The organism is Pseudorhodoferax aquiterrae, assembly GCF_014652235.1.
GTDB lineage: Bacteria > Pseudomonadota > Gammaproteobacteria > Burkholderiales > Burkholderiaceae_C > Pseudorhodoferax > Pseudorhodoferax aquiterrae.
The window spans coordinates 63609-80031 of sequence record NZ_BMYK01000006.1 but is presented as its reverse complement, the minus strand read 5'-3'; the positions used below and the strand labels follow the sequence as shown (position 1 = coordinate 80031).

Below are 16423 nucleotides of genomic sequence, written 5' to 3'. Positions count from 1 at the left end.
GTTCAGAAAATATCGGGCTCTGGGACGGGCTTGCCGAAGGTCGTCTCCAGAAAATCGAAGTCGCAGCCCTCGTTGGCCTGCTTGATGTGGCGGCCGAACATCCAGCCGTAGCCGCGCTCGTAGCGCGGGGGAGGCGGCGTCCACGCGGCCTTGCGCTGCGCCATCTCGTCGTCCGAGATTTCCAGGTGGATCGTGCGGGCCGGCACGTCGACCGTGATGCGGTCGCCGGTCTTGACCAGCGCCAGCGGGCCGCCGATGGCCGCCTCGGGCGAGCAGTGCAGCAGGCAGCCGCCGTAGCTGGTGCCGCTCATGCGTGCATCCGACAGGCGCAGCATGTCCTTGACGCCCTGCTTCAAGAGCTTGGTCGGGATCGGCAGCATGCCCCACTCGGGCATGCCGGCGCCCAGCGGGCCGGCGTTGCGCAGCACCAGGATGTCGTCGCCCGTCACGTCGAGCTCCGGATCGTCCACGGCCTTCTTGAGGCTGGGGTAGTCGTCGAACACCAGGGCGCGGCCGGTGTGGCGCAAGAGATGTGGCGCCACCGCGCTGGGCTTGATGACCACGCCGTCGGGCGCGAGGTTGCCGCGCAGCACGGCGAGTGCGCCCTCGGCATAGATCGGCTTGTCCAGCGGGCGGATCACGTCGTCGTTGTAGACCTCGGCGCCCGCGATGTTCTCGCCGATGGTCTTGCCGTTGACGGTCAGCGCCTCGGTCTGCAGGTGCGGGCGGATGCGTTCCAGCATCGCGCGCAGACCACCCGCGTAGAAGAAGTCTTCCATCAGGTAGGCGTCGCCGCTGGGCCGGATGTTGGCGATCACCTGCACGCGGCGGCTGAAGGCGTCGAAGTCGGCCAGGCTCACCGGGTGGCCGGCCCGGCGCGACATGGCGATCAGATGGATGATGGCGTTGGTCGAGCAGCCCATGGCCATGGCGCAGGCGATGCCGTTCTCGAAGTTGGCGCGGGTCAGCATCTTCGCGGGCGTGAGGTCGTCCCAGACCATGTCGACGATGCGGCGGCCGCATTCGGCGCTCATGCGCACATGGTTGGCGTCGGCCGCCGGGATGCTGCTGGCGCCGGGCAAGGTGAAGCCGATGGATTCGGCGATGCCCATCATGGTGGCCGCCGTGCCCATGGTCATGCAGGTGCCGTGGCTGCGCGCGATGCCGGCTTCCATCTCGAACCAGGCCTGGTCCGACAGGCGGCCGGCGCGGCGCTCGTCCCAGTACTTGAAGGCGTCCGAGCCCGAGCCCAGCACCTGGCCCTTCCAGTTGCCGCGCAGCATGGGGCCGGCCGGCAGGTAGATGAAGGGGATGCCCATGGACAGCGCGCCCATGGTCAGGCCCGGCGTGGTCTTGTCGCAGCCGCCCATCAGCACGGCGCCGTCCACCGGGTGGCTGCGCAGCAGCTCCTCGGTCTCCATCGCGAGGAAGTTGCGGTACAGCATGGTGGTGGGCTTGACCATGCTCTCCGACAGGCTGATGGCGGGCAGCTCCAGCGGGAAACCACCGGCCTGGAACACGCCGCGCTTGACGTCCTCCACACGCTGCTTGAAGTGCGTGTGGCACTGGTTGGCATCGCTCCAGGTGTTGACGATGGCGATGATGGGCTTGCCCTTCCAGTCTTCGTAGCCATAGCCCATCTGCAGCACGCGGGAGCGGTGGCCGAAGGAGCGGAAGTCGTCGGGGGCGAACCAGCGCGCGCTGCGCAGGCTGTCGTAGGTGCGTCTTGTCATGTGGCGTCTTCGTGGTCTGTGCGTCGCTGTGGGCTATGGCTCTGCAGTTGGTGGCACGCCGCGGTGCGAGTGGCCGCGGAGCAGGCCGTGCCAGCAGCCGCCGCGGAACGGGCTCCGCCCGGCCGCTGGCGGCGCCCCCTTGGGGGGTATCGGCCGCCTACACGCAGTGAGGCGGCCAAACGGGGGGAAGCCATTACTCAGCCTTGATGCCGGCGGCCTTGATCACCTTGGCCCATTTCTCGACTTCGGCCTTCTGGTACTCGCCGAGCTGGGCCGGTGTCATGTCCGAGGGCAGCATGCCGAAGCTCTTGAGCCGGGCCTGCACCTCGGGTGTGGCGACGATCTTCATGATCTCGGCGTGCAGCCGGTCGACGATGGGCTTGGGCGTGCCGGCCGGTGCGAACACGGCCTGCCAGGAGCCCATGTCGAAGCCCTTCTGGCCGGCCTCGGCAATGGTGGGCACGTCGGGCAGCGACTCCAGCCGCTTGGAACTGCTGACCGCGATCGGCCGCAGCTTGCCCGACTGGATGTGCGGACCCACGATCAGCGTGGTGTCGAACATCATGTCCACCTGGCCGCCGACCAGGTCCTGCACGGCCGGGCCGCTGCCCTTGTAGGGCACGTGCGTGAACGCCACGCCGGACTGGTAGCTCAGCAGCGCCAGCGCCATGTGCGGCGAGGTGCCGTTGCCCGGCGAGGCCGAGGACAGGCCGCCCGCCTTCGCCTTGCTGGCCGCCAGCACATCGTTCAGGGTCTTGTAGGGGCTGCTCGCGTTGACCACCAGCACCAGCGGGCCGGAGCCCAGCATCGCGACCGGTGCGAAGGACTTGACCGGGTCGTAGTCGAGCTTGGAGTACAGGCTTCCGTTGATGGAGTGCGAACTGATGGTGCCGCCCAGGATGGTGTAGCCGTCCGGCGCGGCGCGCGCCGCGAGGGTGGAGCCCACGCTGCCGCCCGCGCCGCCCTTGTTGTCGATGACCACGGGCGTGCCCAGCGCGGTGGACAGCGCCGGCGCGATCACGCGGGCCAGCGTGTCGGTGTTGCCCCCCGGCGGGAACGGGACGATGTAGGTGATCGCCTTGCCGGTCGGCCAACTGCCTTGTGCCAGCGCGGGCAGTGCCGCGGTCGCCATGGTGGACAGCGCGCCCTGGATCATCGTGCGACGGTGCATGTTCATCTCCTTGTCTTGTCGTGACTTGTCTTGCTGGCGCGGGATTGAAACACTAATATATTAGTACGTCAATGCAGAATCGCCCGCGATGAACGCCCTGCCCAAGATCCGCCTGGACCGCACGCGCCTGGCCGCGCCCCAGGTGCTGGAGCGCTTGCGCGAGGCCATCCTGGCGCTGGAGCTGGTTCCCGGCACGGTGCTGGCGCGCCAGGCCCTGGCCGAGCAGTTCGGCGTGAGCCAGACGCCCGTGCGCGAGGCGCTGCTGCGGCTGGCGGAAGAGGGCCTGGTCGACGTGTTCCCGCAGCACGCCACGCTGGTCAGCCGCATCGACCTGCGCGCGGCGCGGCAGGCGCATTTCCTGCGGCGATCGATCGAGCTGGAACTCGTGCGCGAACTGGCGCTGCGCCGACCTGCGGGACTGGTCGATGCCTTGCGCCGCCAGATCGCCTTGCAGCAGTCACTGGCCGAAGCCCGGCAGTACGGTGACTTCGTCGCGGCAGACCGGCAGTTCCACCAACTGCTCTACGCGGCGGCCGACATGGCGGCGCTGGTCGAGCTGGTCGGCCGCGTCTCGGGCCATGTGGACCGGTTGCGCCGGCTGCACCTGCCCACCGCGGGCAAGACCGCTTCCATCCTGCGCGACCACCGCGCCATCGTGGCCGCCATCGCCGCCGGCGACGCGGCGGCCGCGCAGGAGGCGCTGCGTGCGCACCTGTCGGGCACGCTGTCGGCTGTCGAGGAGATCCGGCAGCAGTTTCCGGATTACGTGGTCGAGCCGGAGTCCTGAGCCTTTCGGAGGAGTTCCAGCCCGCGCGCCTGCTGACCGGCACCGCGCGCCGCACGCAGCTGGAACCGCGTCTCCGCGTCGAATTCGGCCAGCATCAGCGTCGTCATCTCGTCGATGAGCTTGTTCACGCTGGTCTTGCGTTGCCGTGACAAGGCCTTGAGCCGCTGGTACTTGTCGTCGGGCAGGCGGATGGTCAGGGCGCTCATGGTGCGGGCTCCTTCAAGAATTGCTCGGGCGATTGCACATGGATGGTCGCGAAGCGCAGTTCGCCGCGCGCCAGATCACGCAGGTTGCGCGTGACGATGCAGTCGGCATTGCCGGCGACGGCCAGTTCCATCAAATGGTTGTCGCCTTCGTCGTGCAGATTCGGTCGCCACAGGTAGTAGATGCGCGTCCAGCGGCAGCAGGCGATGAAGATGTCGAGCAGTTCCTCGCGTTCCGCGGCGGCCAGGCGGCAGTTCTTGAACAGTGCCGGCCGGGCCAGCACATCCTCGTACTCGGCGAACAGGGCGGCACCCATCAAGGGCTGGTGCAGGCCACGCAGGCAATCCGACACGACACGTGCTGCCGCGCCGACCCCCAGGCAGGCGCCCACGAACACATTGGTGTCGACCACGACGATCATGCGCCATCGTACTACTGGTGGCAGATTCGCCACCACGATGTGGGCGCGTCGCGGCCTACAATCGCCGCCTCCCAAGGAGCGTTGCAGCGGGCCGAGCCACCGGCGCCCGTCAGGCTTGGGACCGCGCATCCGCAACGACGCTCACCTGTTCCTTGACCGGATGCCCAGGTGAGACCATGACCCCAGATTCCGCTGCCTCTTCTTCCGCTGCCGACCTTGCCGCGCCGCCGCCCATGCGCCTGTCGGGTCTGGAACCCGTGTCCATCGGCGCCGGCAGCCTGTTCGTCAACGTGGGCGAACGCACCAACGTGACGGGCTCCAAGGCCTTCGCGCGCATGATCCTGAACGGGCAGTTCGACCAGGCGCTGTCGGTCGCGCGCCAGCAGGTGGAGAACGGCGCGCAGGTCATCGACATCAACATGGACGAGGCCATGCTGGACAGCAAGGCCGCCATGGTGCGCTTTTTGAACCTGATCGCCAGCGAGCCCGACATCGCGCGCGTGCCCATCATGGTGGACAGCTCCAAGTGGGAGGTCATCGAGGCCGGACTGCGCTGCATCCAGGGCAAGGGCATCGTCAACTCGATCTCCATGAAGGAGGGCATCGAGAAGTTCAAGCACGAGGCGCGTCTCGTCAAGCGCTACGGCGCGGCGGCCGTGGTCATGGCCTTCGACGAGGCCGGCCAGGCCGACACCTTCGCGCGCAAGATCGAGATCTGCGAGCGCGCCTACCGCGTGCTGGTCGACGAAGTGGGCTTCCCGGCCGAAGACATCATCTTCGACCCCAACATCTTCGCGGTGGCCACCGGCATCGAGGAGCACAACAACTACGCGGTCGACTTCATCGAAGCCGTGCGCTGGATCAAGCAGAACCTGCCGGGCGCCAAGGTCTCGGGCGGCGTCTCCAACGTGAGCTTCTCGTTCCGCGGCAACGACCCGGTGCGCGAGGCCATCCACACCGTGTTCCTGTACCACGCGATCGCGGCCGGCATGGACATGGGCATCGTCAACGCCGGCATGGTCGGCGTCTACGACGACATCGAGCCCGTCCTGCGCGAACGCGTGGAAGACGTGGTGCTGAACCGCCGGCCCGACGCGGGCGAGCGTCTGGTGGAGATCGCCGAGAGCGCCAAGAGCGGCGCCAAGGACGAAAGCAAGAAGCTCGAATGGCGCGGCACGCCCGAGGCGCCGGTCAGCGTGGAGCAGCGCCTGGCGCATGCCATGGTGCACGGCATCACCGACTTCATCGTGGAGGACACCGAAGAGGCCTGGCAGGCCATCCTCGCCAAGGGCGGCCGGCCACTGCACGTGATCGAAGGCCCGCTCATGGACGGCATGAACATCGTGGGCGACCTGTTCGGCGCCGGCAAGATGTTCCTGCCCCAGGTGGTGAAGTCGGCACGCGTGATGAAGTCCGCCGTGGCGCACCTGATCCCCTACATCGAGGAGGAGAAGAAGCGCGACGAGGCCGCCGGCCGCGACGTGCGCAGCAAGGGCAAGATCGTCATCGCCACCGTGAAGGGCGACGTGCACGACATCGGCAAGAACATCGTGACCGTCGTGCTCCAGTGCAACAACTTCGAGGTCGTGAACATGGGCGTGATGGTCCCGTGCCACGAGATCCTGGCCAAGGCGAAGGTCGAGGGCGCGGACATCGTCGGCCTGTCGGGCCTGATCACGCCCAGCCTGGAAGAAATGCAGTACGTGGCCGGCGAGATGCAGAAGGATGAGCACTTCCGCATCAGGAAGATCCCGCTGCTGATCGGCGGCGCCACGACGAGCCGCGTGCACACGGCCGTGAAGATCGCGCCGCACTACGAGGGCCCGGTGGTCTACGTGCCCGACGCTTCGCGCAGCGTGGGCGTGGCGCAGAGCCTGCTGTCCGAGCAGGCGGCCCACTACATCGCCGAACTCAACGCCGACTACGACAAGGTGCGCCTGCAGCACGCCAACAAGAAGCAGGTGCCGATCTGGCCGCTGGCCAAGGCGCGCGCCAACAAGACGCCGATCGACTGGGCGGCCTACCAGCCGACCCGGCCCAAGTTCATCGGCCGGCGTGTGTTCAGGAATTTCGACCTCGCAGAACTGGCCCGGTACATCGACTGGGGCCCGTTCTTCCAGACCTGGGACCTGGCGGGGCCGTTCCCGGCCATCCTCCAGGACGAGGTCGTCGGGACCGAAGCGCAGCGCGTGTTCAGCGACGGCAAGCGCATGCTCCAGCGCATCATCGAGGGCCGCTGGCTCACGGCCAACGGCATCGTCGCGCTGTACCCGGCGGCCAGCGTGGCCGAGGACGACATCGCCTTCTACACCGACCAGACGCGCAGCGAGACCGCGCTGGTCTGGCATGGCCTGCGCCAGCAGACCGAAAAGCAGGTCATCGACGGCGTTGCGCGGCCCAGCCGCTGCCTGGCCGACTTCGTGGCGCCGGCGGAAAGCGGCGTGGCCGACTACGCCGGCATGTTCGCGGTGACGGCCGGCATCGGCGCCGAGGCGCGCGAGAAGCGCTTCGTGGACGATCTGGACGACTACTCCGCCATCATGTTCAAGGCGCTGGCGGACCGGCTGGCCGAGGCCTTCGCCGAATGCCTGCACCACCGCGTGCGCACCGACCTGTGGGGCTATGCGGCGGACGAAGCCCTGGACAACGAGCAGCTGATCCGCGAGCAATACCGCGGCATCCGGCCCGCGCCGGGTTATCCGGCCTGCCCTGAGCACAGCGTCAAGCGCGACATGTTCGACCTGTTGCAGTGCGCCGACATCGGCATGGGCCTGACCGACAGCCTGGCGATGACGCCTGCCGCGAGCGTGAGCGGTTTTTATATCGCCCACCCGCAGAGCACCTACTTCAACGTCGGCAAGATCGGCCAGGACCAGGTGGAAGACCTGGCGCGCCGGCGCGGCGTGCCGGTGGCTGCGCTGGAACGCGCGCTCGCACCGCAACTCTGACCGCCGCTGCGAGGGTTTTACGGTGTCTTACAAAAGAGACACCGAGCCGCGACGCGGGTTGCATAGCCTTGGCATCCATGGAGCGCGCCTGCGCTCCGCTTCGAGGAGTGTCCATGCAAGAACACCAAACGTCCCCTTCGATTCCCGCCCGTTCGGGCAACAAGCCGCTGTGGCTGGCGATCGGCGCACTGGCCGTCGCCGTGGCCGGCCTGGGCGGCACCCTGCTGGGCACGCAGTTGCCCCGCGGCGCGGCGGAGCCCACCGCCGGCCAGGCCGCAGGCCTGGTGCCCTTCGATGCCGCGCCCACGGCAAGTGCCAAGCCCGCGGCGCAGAGCGCACCGACGGCACCGGCGGCGCCCCGCGTCGCGCCGGCCGTCGTGCGTGCGCCAGCGGCTCCCGCAGCCGCCGCGCCGGTGGCGCGCTGCGACAGCTGCGGCACGGTCGTTTCCGTGACCGCCGTGCAGCGCGCCGGCCAGGGCAGCGGCGTGGGGGCCGTGGCCGGCGGCGTGGTCGGTGGTGTGCTGGGCAACCAGATCGGTGGCGGCAGTGGCCGCGCCGTGGCCACCGTGCTGGGGGCCGTGGGCGGGGGCTTTGCCGGCAACGAGGTCGAGAAGCGCGTACGCCAGACCACGCACTATGCGGTCCGTGTGCGCATGGACGATGGCAGCGAGCGCACCGTCGAGCAAGCCCAAGCCGTGGCGGTGGGCAGCCCCGTCGTGGTGCAGAACGGCACGGCCCGGTTGCGTGGCAGTGCCACGGCCTGGAACGGCTAGCGGCAAGGCACGGTCCCTCGTTCTGGAGAACGGCCGGGCGTCTCGGACGCCCGGCCTTTTTTTATCCGTGACCGGGACGCTGCGCGCGATTTTTCAGGCCCGTAACAAAAACGGAACAAAAAAAAGTTGTGATCCGAGGCTTGTCAAGGGAACTATTCACGTTCTCTGACATTTTGTAGCGCTGTTGGCCTACAAAAACCAATAGCATCTACCTACACCCGCTGAGCATGTCGCGCAACGCCAGATCACTTAAAAGTCATGAAAACATTCGCCACCTCGCCCGCCAGTGAGCGTTTTGGGCAATATTTCCGTATTGCACCAGCTTTGGACGCCGCGGCGAGAGACGAAGTGTATTTTGTGCGCCACGACGTGTATGCCCGGGAACTGGGTTTCGAACCCGTCCGACCGGAGCAGCGCGAAGTGGACGCCTACGACAGGCATGCGCTGCACTGCATTGTGCGGACCAATGACGACAATGTCCGACCGGTGGGCTGTGCCCGCGTGGTGTTGACCGACCCGCAGGACCGCAACGCCCCGTTGCCGTTCGAACAGTCCTGCCGCGACACGCTGGACCGCCGCATCATCGACCCGGCCGCGCTGCCGCGCGAACGCATCGCCGAGGTGTCGCGGCTGGCCGTCATGGGTGAATTCCGCCGTCGGCGCGGCGAACTGCACCGCCCGGTGGCCTTGTCTGCCCGCGACAGCGCAGGCGACCCGGTAGCGCGTTTTCCCAACATCCCGGTGAGCCTGTACTTCGGTGCCGTGGCGTTGGCCCAGCGCGCCGGCGTCGAATACCTCTTCACGTTGACGGAGCCACGCCTGGCCAAGCATTTCGCGCGTGGCGGGGTGCAGATCGAGACCGTCGGCGCGCCGATCGAGCACCGCGGCATCCGCATCCCTTCGCTCATGCGCGTCTCGCAGGTCTACAACAGCCTGCGTGCCATGGTGCGCCCGATCTGGCACGAGGTGCATGCCCAGATGGACACCTGCTACCTGTTGCACGAGGCCCTGGCGCAGCAGGCGCCGGAGCAGGCACCACTCCCGCAGCGCGTGCCGGCGAGCGTTTGAACAGGGCCTAGCCCGTTCCAGGGCTGCGCAATGCCCGGCGGTATTGCACCGCCTCGGCGATGTGGCTGGTGTCCAGCCGTTCGCTGCCTTGCAGATCCGCGATCGTGCGCGCCACGCGCAGCGCGCGGTGGATGCCGCGGGCCGACCATCCCAGCCGTGCCGCCGCATGGTTCAGGAAGCGGGCCGCTTCCTCCGTGCGCGGGGCATGGCGCTCCAGCTCCTGGCCGGCAAGAGCCTGGTTGCACTGGCCTTGGCGCTGCATGGCCAGCGCGCGGGCCGCGCTGCAGCGCGCGCGCACGGTGGCCGTGCTTTCGGCCGCGGGCGTGTCCAGCAGTTCCTGGGGCGACAGCGCGGCGATCTCCAGGTGCAGGTCGATCCGGTCCAGCAGCGGGCCGCTGAGCTTGGACTGGTAGCGCACCACTTGGTCCGGGCTGCAGCGGCAGGCGCGGTGCGTGGCACCGAAGTAGCCGCAGGGGCAGGGGTTCATGGCGGCGATGAGCAGGAAGCGCGCGGGAAACTCGGCACGCCGGGCCGCGCGGGCGATGGCGATGCGGCCCGTCTCCAGCGGCTCGCGCAGGGCCTCGAGGGCGGCACGCGGAAACTCGACGAGCTCGTCGAGGAACAGGACGCCGTGGTGGGCCAGCGAGATCTCGCCCGGCCGCGGCGGCGACCCGCCGCCCACCAGGGCCACGGCGCTCGCCGTGTGGTGCGGCGTGCGGGTCGGCCGGCGCATCCACTGCGCCAGCGAGAACTGGCCCGCCAGGCTGGCGACCGCGGCGCTTTGCAGTGCCTCCTCGGTGCGCATCGGTGGCAGCAGGTCGGCGAAGCGCTGGGCCAGCATGGATTTGCCGCTGCCCGGCGGGCCCACCAGCAGCACGCTGTGGCCGCCGGCGGCCGCGATCTCCAGGGCCCGCTTGGCCGCGGACTGCCCTTTGACATCGGCCAGGTCCAGGCCGGCTGGCGCGGCCGGTGGCAGGCCGGGCTCCAGCCGGGCCCAGCCCGCGCCGGGCGCCGCCGCAGGGCCGTTGCCCGGCGCGAACGCCGCCACCACATCCAGCAGATGCCGCGCGCGCACCACCCGCATGTCCGGCACCAGGGCCGCCTCTTCGGCGCTGCCCGGCGGCAGCACCAGGGTCACGGGCTCGGCCCGGTCGTGCAGCGCCAGGCTCAGGGCCAGCGCGCCGTGCACGGGCCGCAGTTCGCCGGACAGCGACAACTCGCCGGCGAATTCGTGGCCGGCCAGCCGCCCGGCGTCGACCTGTCCGCTCGCTGCCAGGATGCCCAGCGCGATCGGCAGGTCGAAGCGGCCGGAGTCTTTCGGAAGATCGGCCGGCGCCAGGTTGACCGTGATCCTCTTGTTGTGCGGGAACGCCAGCCCGGCGTTCTGGATGGCCGAGCGCACCCGCTCGCGTGCCTCCTTGACCTCGGTGTGCGCCAGACCCACCAGCGTGAAGCTGGGCAGGCCGTTGGCCAGATGCACCTCGACGGTGACGGCGGGTGCATCCAGGCCCATCAGCACGCGGCTTTGCACCAAAGACAGGCTCATCGCTGAAATCCTCCCCATTGCGGTGCTCTGCTGGCCAACATGGCGCGCACCGCTGCAGATCGCACCAAACCCGTGCATTTGCGGGAACTTGCGTGTACTGCACAACGCCCCAAACCCTTGCGCGGCGGCCGGGAAAGCCCGGTTTCGATTGGCACGCTCCGTGCATTGAGGAGCCGCGCCACCTTTTTACATCCCGGAGAACGACCCATGACCGTGTGCCTCACCAAGAGCCTGATCCTTGCCGGCCTCGCCCTCTCGGGCGCCGCATTCGCGCAGACCGCTGCCCCGGCTGCACCCGCGCCGGATTACACGCTGAGCTTCAACGCCGGTGTCGTGACCGATTACCGCTACCGCGGCCTGACGCAGACCCGCCACCAGGCCGCCGCGCAGGGCGGCATCGATTTCGCGCATTCCAGCGGGTTCTATGTCGGTACCTGGGCCTCCACGATCAAGTGGATCAAGGATGGTGGTGGCGATGCGCCGGTCGAGATCGACTTCTACGGCGGCTACAAGGGCACGGCCGGCGCCATCGGCTACGACGTGGGCGTGCTGCGCTACCAGTACCCCGGCCACGACTTGGAGAACAGCCCCAACACCACCGAGCTGTACGGCGCCGTCACCTACAGCATGTTCACGCTGAAGTATTCGCATGCCATCAGCGATCTGTTCGGCTTCGACGACAGCAAGAACAGCTACTACCTGGACCTGTCGGCCGCCTTCGACCTGGGCAACGGCTGGTCGCTGACGCCGCACATCGGCTACCAGAAGGTCAAGGTTTCCGGTGACTACTCGTACACCGACTACGCGCTGACGCTGGGCAAGGACCTCGGCAACGGCTGGTCGGCCTCTGCCGCGCTGATCGGCACCGACGCCAACAAGGCCAACTACCGCACCGTCAACGACAAGTTCGCCGGCAAGACCATGGTCGTGGTCGGCATCAAGTACGCATTTTGATTTTCGCGAGGAGCCAGCCATGAAACTCGTAACGGCGGTCATCAAACCGTTCAAGCTCGACGAGGTCCGCGAGGCCTTGTCCGGCATTGGTGTGCAAGGCATCACCGTGACCGAAGTCAAGGGATTCGGACGCCAGAAGGGCCACACCGAGCTGTACCGCGGTGCGGAGTACGTGGTCGACTTCCTGCCCAAGGTCAAGATCGAGGCGGCCGTGTCCGACGACCTCGTCGACCGCGTGATCGAGGCCGTCGAGAGCGCTGCGCGCACCGGCAAGATCGGCGACGGAAAGATCTTCGTCTACGACGTTGAGCAGGTCGTGCGCATCCGCACCGGCGAAACCGGCAAGGAGGCGCTGTAAACAGCGTGCTCCCATCCATCAGAGAACATCGGCAATGAAAAAACTATTTGCATCTTTCGTTCTAGGCCTGGGCATGTTGATCGGGGGATCGATGGCCCTGGCCCAAACGCCGGCCGCTGAGCCGGCATCCGCCTCAGCACCTGCGGCCGAGGCCCCTGCCGCAGCCGCCGCGCCGGCCGCAGCACCCGCCGCTGCCGAGGCCGCACCGGCCGCGGCACCGGCACCCAAGGTGGATTCGGGCGACACCGCCTGGATGCTGACCTCCACGCTGCTCGTCATCCTGATGACGCTGCCCGGCCTGGCGCTGTTCTACGGCGGCCTGGCCCGCTCCAAGAACATGCTGTCGGTGCTGATGCAGGTCTTCGTGATCTTCTCGCTGATCAGCATCCTGTGGGCCGTGTACGGCTACAGCCTGGCGTTCTCGGGCGAAGGCAACTTCTTCGGCGGGTTCGACAAGATCTTCCTGAAGGGCGTCACGACCGAAACCTTCGGCGCGCTGACGACCATCCCCGAGTACGTGTTCGTGGCCTTCCAGGGCACGTTCGCGGCCATCACCGTGGCGCTGATCGTCGGCTCCTTCGCCGAACGCATCAAGTTCGCCGGCGTGCTGGTGTTCGCCGTGCTGTGGTTCACCTTCAGCTACGTGCCCATGGCCCACATCGTCTGGGGCGGCGGCCTGCTGGCCAAGGACGGCGCGCTGGACTTCGCCGGCGGCACCGTGGTGCACATCAACGCCGGTATCGCCGGCCTGGTGGGCGCCTATGTGCTGGGCAAGCGCATCGGCTACGGCCGTGAAGCCTTCACGCCGCACTCGCTGACGCTGACCATGGTCGGTGCCTCGCTGCTGTGGGTGGGCTGGTTCGGCTTCAACGCCGGTTCCGCCGGTGCCGCCAACGCCGCGGCCGGCCTGGCCTTCGTCAACACCGTGCTGGCTACCGCTGCTGCCACGCTGTCCTGGATCCTGGGCGAGAGCCTGCACAAGGGCAAGGCCTCCATGCTGGGCGCCGCCTCCGGTGCCGTCGCCGGCCTGGTCGCCGTGACGCCCGCCGCCGGCTTCGTCGGCCCGATGGGCTCCATCGTGATGGGCCTGCTGGCCGGCCTGATCTGCCTGTGGGGCGTGGGTGGCTTGAAGCGCATGCTGGGCGCCGACGACTCGTTCGACGTGTTCGGCGTGCACGGCGTGGGCGGCATCATCGGCGCCATCCTGACCGGCGTGTTCGCAGCCCAGAGCCTGGGCGGCACCGGCGGCCTGACGCCCGACACCTTCGCCATGGGCGCCCAGGTCTGGATCCAGGTCAAGAGCGTGCTGTTCACCATCGTGTGGTCGGCCATCGTCGCCTACATCGCCTACAAGATCGCCGACATGACCGTGGGTCTGCGCGTCACGGAAGAGGAAGAGCGCGAAGGCCTGGACATCTCGTCGCACGGCGAGACGGCCTACAACCGCTGAGGGGAGTGGCGCGGCAGACCACCTGCCGCGCCGAACACGAGCGAGGTCTCCTGAAGAGGTTGGGCCCGCGGAGCGAAGGCTCTGCGGGCCTTTTTTTGTTCATGCCGCGGCTGAAAAAAGCTCAAGGCGCCGGTCGGCTCCGCGCCGTACCATCGCCCGCATGACAAGGACCCCCCTGGAGGAGACCACCCTGCGCGTGCGCGCCGCTGCCGCGCAAGGGCAGCCGTTGCGCATCGTGGGCGGCGGCAGCAAGGACGCTTACGGCCAGGCGCTGGTCGGCGAGCCGCTGGACCTGCGCGGCCTGGCCGGCATCGTGAGCTACGAGCCCAGCGAACTGGTCGTGACCGTGCGGCCCGGCACGCCGCTGGCCGAACTGGAGGCCGCGCTGGCCGAACGCGGCCAATGCCTGCCCTTCGAGCCGCCGCACCATTTACCGGGCAGCGACGCATCTGAAGCCAGCCGTGCCACCTGCGGGGGCATGCTGGCCGCCGGCCTGTCGGGCCCGGCGCGTGCGAGCAGCGGCGCCGTGCGCGACTTCGTGCTGGGCCTGGAAATGCTCAACGGCCGCGGCGAACTGCTGCGCTTCGGCGGCCAGGTCATGAAGAACGTGGCCGGCTACGACGTCTCGCGCCTCATGGCCGGCGCACTGGGCACGCTGGGCGTGGTCACGGAGATGAGCCTCAAGGTGTTGCCCGTGGCGCCGGCCGAGGCCACGCTGCGCTTCGCGCTGTCGCAGCACGAGGCGCTGCGCCAGCTCCATGCCTGGGGCGGCCAGCCGCTGCCCCTCAACGCGAGCTGCTGGCAGCAAGGCGTCGGCCTCACGCTGCGCCTGCGCGGCGCCGTGGCGGCCGTGGACGCCGCCTGCAGCCGGCTGGGCGGCGCGGTGCTCGCGGCCGACGAGGCCGCGCGGTTCTGGCAGGCGCGGCGCGACCTGCGCATGCCCTGGCCCGACATCGGCCGCACGCGCGACCTGTGGCGGCTGTCGGTCCCGCAGACCGCGCCCGTGCTGGACCTGCCGGACGATCCCCTTGTGGAATGGCATGGTGGCCAGCGCTGGCTCGCGGCCGCACCCGCGCAGGCCGAGGCTGTGCGCCAGGCCGCGCAGGCCGTGGGCGGTAGCGCCACGCTGTTCCTGGCCGCGTCCGCGGAGCGCAGCGGCGCGCGCGCCGCCTGCTTCGATCCGCTGCCGCCGGCGCTCGCGCGCATCCACGCAGCGCTCAAGGCCGCGTTCGACCCGGCCGGCATCTTCAACCGCGGCCGCCTGTACCAGCACCTCTGATGCAAACCAATCTCTCCCCCGAGTACCAGGGCACGCCCGACGGCATCGCGGCCGAGGCCATCCTGCGCAAGTGCGTGCACTGCGGCTTCTGTACCGCCACCTGCCCGACCTACCAGCTGCTGGGCGACGAATTGGACGGCCCGCGCGGACGCATCTACCTCATGAAGCAGGTGCTCGAAGGCGCCGAGCCCACGCGCGCCACGCAACTGCACCTGGACCGCTGCCTGACCTGCCGCAACTGCGAAAGCACCTGTCCCTCGGGTGTGGACTACGGCCACCTGGTCGACATCGGCCGCAAGCTCGTCGATGCCAAGGTGCCGCGCCCGGCCGGCGAACGCGCCGTGCGCTGGGCGCTCAAGGAAGGCCTGCCCTCGGGCGGCTTCGCGCCGGCCATGCGCATGGGCCAGGCCGTGCGTGGCCTCTTGCCCGGCAAGCTGCGCGCCAAGGTGCCCGAGCGCCGCGACCCGGGTGCCTGGCCGCAGCGCCGCCACACGCGCAAGGTGCTGCTGCCCGAAGGCTGCGTGCAGCCGTCCATGGCGCCCGGCATCGACCGTGCCACGGCGCGCGTGCTCGACGCGGTCGGCATCACGGCCCTGCGCGTGCCGGCCGGCGGCTGCTGCGGCGCCGTCAAGTTCCACCTCAACGACCAGGACGCCGCCAAGGTGCAGATGCGCGCCAACATCGACGCCTGGTGGCCCTATGTGCAGGGCGCGGGCGACACCGCCGTCGAGGCGATCGTCGTCAACGCCTCGGGCTGCAGCGTGATGGTCAAGGACTACGGCCATGTGCTGCGGGACGATCCGGCCTACGCCGAGAAGGCGCGCCGCGTGAGCGGCCTCGCGCGCGACCTGACCGAGCTGCTGCCGCAGATCTCCGCGGGCCTGGCATCGCGCTTCGAGGGAAAGAAGCCCTCGGGCGTCATCGCATTCCACCCGCCCTGCACGCTGCAGCACGGCCAGCAGCTGCGCGGCCTGGTCGAGCGCCACCTGGGCGAATTGGGCTTCGACGTGCAGGTCGCCGCCAACGAAGCGCACCTGTGCTGCGGCTCGGCCGGCACCTACTCGGTGCTGCAGCCCGAGATCGCGGTGCAGCTGCGCGACCGCAAGCTCGGCCACCTGCAGGCATTGGCGCCTGCGACCATCGCGTCGGCCAACATCGGCTGCATCACCCACCTGCAGGGCGGCTGCAGCACGCCCGTGCGGCACTGGGTCGAGGTGCTCGACGAAGCCCTCGCGGCTTGAGCCTCAGGCCGCCAGCGCTGCCTCGATGTCCTGGCCCAGGCTCTCGGGCTTGTCGGTCGGGGCATAGCGCTTGCGCACCTGGCCGTCCCTGCCCACGAGGAACTTGGTGAAGTTCCACTTGATGGCCTTGGTGCCCAGCAGGCCCGGCGCTTCGCGCGTGAGCCACTGGTACAGCGGGTGCGCGCCGTCACCGTTGACGTCGATCTTGGCCATCATGGGGAAGCTCACGCCGTAGTTCTTCTGGCAGAACGCACCGATCTCGTCGTTGCTGCCCGGGTCCTGCCGGCCGAACTGGTTGCACGGGAAACCCAGCACCACGAGGCCACGCGCGCCGTAGGTTTGGTGCAGTTGCTCCAGGCCCGCGAACTGCGGCGTGAAGCCGCAGGCGCTGGCGGTGTTGACGATCAGCAGCGGCCTGCCCTTGAACTGGGCCAGCGCGACCGGCCGGCCGGCGATGTCCAGGGCTTCGAAGTCGTAGACGGTGGCCATC

15 protein-coding genes and 1 riboswitch are annotated in these 16423 nt (G+C 68.9%); of the genes, 9 read left to right on the top strand and 6 right to left on the bottom strand.

The genetic code is table 11. The annotated features are described in order from the left end of the window. Positions 1 to 2 precede the first annotated feature (2 nt). Complete coding sequence (gene araD, locus IE209_RS12220) at positions 3 to 1733, bottom strand: L-arabinonate dehydratase (protein WP_189687232.1); 1731 nt, start codon at positions 1731 to 1733, stop codon at positions 3 to 5. Between the two features lie 193 nt (positions 1734 to 1926). Further along, positions 1927 to 2904 carry a Bug family tripartite tricarboxylate transporter substrate binding protein gene (locus IE209_RS12215; RefSeq protein WP_189687231.1) on the bottom strand — a complete coding sequence of 326 codons (978 nt, stop codon included), beginning with the start codon at positions 2902 to 2904 and terminating at the stop codon, positions 1927 to 1929. Between the two features lie 88 nt (positions 2905 to 2992). Here IE209_RS12215 and IE209_RS12210 point away from each other — a divergent pair, with 88 nt between their 5' ends. Beyond that, positions 2993 to 3691, top strand: a complete 699-nt coding sequence (locus IE209_RS12210) for a GntR family transcriptional regulator (protein WP_189687230.1) — start codon at positions 2993 to 2995, stop codon at positions 3689 to 3691. On the opposite strand, the gene IE209_RS12205 is transcribed toward IE209_RS12210, so the two are convergent. Both IE209_RS12205 and IE209_RS12200 read right to left on the bottom strand, forming a co-directional pair. After that, a complete protein-coding gene (locus IE209_RS12205) occupies positions 3667 to 3897 on the bottom strand; it encodes a ribbon-helix-helix domain-containing protein (RefSeq protein WP_189687229.1) in 231 nt (76 codons plus the stop codon). The two genes, IE209_RS12210 and IE209_RS12205, sit on opposite strands and share 25 nt — an antisense overlap. Beyond that, positions 3894 to 4316, bottom strand: a complete 423-nt coding sequence (locus IE209_RS12200) for a putative toxin-antitoxin system toxin component, PIN family (protein ID WP_189687228.1) — start codon at positions 4314 to 4316, stop codon at positions 3894 to 3896. The genes IE209_RS12205 and IE209_RS12200 overlap by 4 nt, the downstream gene beginning before the upstream one ends. A 67-nt stretch (positions 4317 to 4383) precedes the next feature. Beyond that, a riboswitch (S-adenosyl-L-homocysteine riboswitch) is annotated at positions 4384 to 4466 on the top strand. Between the two features lie 26 nt (positions 4467 to 4492). Here IE209_RS12200 and metH point away from each other — a divergent pair. From metH to IE209_RS12185, 3 genes are all read left to right on the top strand, one after another. After that, positions 4493 to 7264: a methionine synthase gene (gene metH, locus IE209_RS12195; RefSeq protein WP_268245961.1), complete on the top strand. Its 2772-nt coding sequence runs from the start codon at positions 4493 to 4495 to the stop codon at positions 7262 to 7264. A gap of 113 nt (positions 7265 to 7377) precedes the next feature. Beyond that, positions 7378 to 8037 carry an outer membrane lipoprotein gene (locus IE209_RS12190; protein ID WP_189687227.1) on the top strand — a complete coding sequence of 220 codons (660 nt, stop codon included), beginning with the start codon at positions 7378 to 7380 and terminating at the stop codon, positions 8035 to 8037. Positions 8038 to 8295: 258 nt separating this feature from the next. Beyond that, entirely contained in the window at positions 8296 to 9105 is an 810-nt protein-coding gene (locus tag IE209_RS12185) for a PEP-CTERM/exosortase system-associated acyltransferase (protein ID WP_189687226.1), read from the top strand. Between the two features lie 7 nt (positions 9106 to 9112). On the opposite strand, the gene IE209_RS12180 is transcribed toward IE209_RS12185, so the two are convergent. After that, positions 9113 to 10651 (bottom strand): YifB family Mg chelatase-like AAA ATPase, encoded by a 1539-nt coding sequence (locus IE209_RS12180; RefSeq protein ID WP_189687225.1) that lies wholly within the window; start codon positions 10649 to 10651, stop codon positions 9113 to 9115. 207 nt (positions 10652 to 10858) lie between these two features. On the opposite strand from IE209_RS12180, the gene IE209_RS12175 reads away from it, so the two are divergent. The 5 genes from IE209_RS12175 (at position 10859) to glcF (ending at position 15933) form a co-directional block, all read left to right on the top strand. Further along, a complete protein-coding gene (locus IE209_RS12175) occupies positions 10859 to 11605 on the top strand; it encodes a TorF family putative porin (RefSeq protein ID WP_189687224.1) in 747 nt (248 codons plus the stop codon). 19 nt (positions 11606 to 11624) lie between these two features. Beyond that, the gene (gene glnK, locus IE209_RS12170; protein ID WP_056671108.1) at positions 11625 to 11963 is read left to right on the top strand and encodes a P-II family nitrogen regulator; all 339 of its coding nucleotides are present in this window, start codon (positions 11625 to 11627) and stop codon (positions 11961 to 11963) included. Between the two features lie 34 nt (positions 11964 to 11997). Next, on the top strand, positions 11998 to 13413 hold the full coding sequence (gene amt, locus IE209_RS12165) for an ammonium transporter (RefSeq protein WP_189687223.1): 1416 nt from the start codon (positions 11998 to 12000) through the stop codon (positions 13411 to 13413). Between the two features lie 160 nt (positions 13414 to 13573). Next, positions 13574 to 14692, top strand: coding sequence for a glycolate oxidase subunit GlcE (glcE, locus tag IE209_RS12160; protein WP_189687222.1), 1119 nt, complete (start codon positions 13574 to 13576; stop codon positions 14690 to 14692). Further along, the gene (gene glcF, locus IE209_RS12155) at positions 14692 to 15933 is read left to right on the top strand and encodes a glycolate oxidase subunit GlcF (RefSeq protein ID WP_189687221.1); all 1242 of its coding nucleotides are present in this window, start codon (positions 14692 to 14694) and stop codon (positions 15931 to 15933) included. Before glcE ends, glcF begins: the two co-directional genes overlap by 1 nt. 3 nt (positions 15934 to 15936) lie before the next feature. Here glcF and IE209_RS12150 read toward each other — a convergent pair whose 3' ends face one another. Then, the gene (locus tag IE209_RS12150) at positions 15937 to 16422 is read right to left on the bottom strand and encodes a glutathione peroxidase (protein ID WP_189687220.1); all 486 of its coding nucleotides are present in this window, start codon (positions 16420 to 16422) and stop codon (positions 15937 to 15939) included. Position 16423 lies beyond the last annotated feature (1 nt).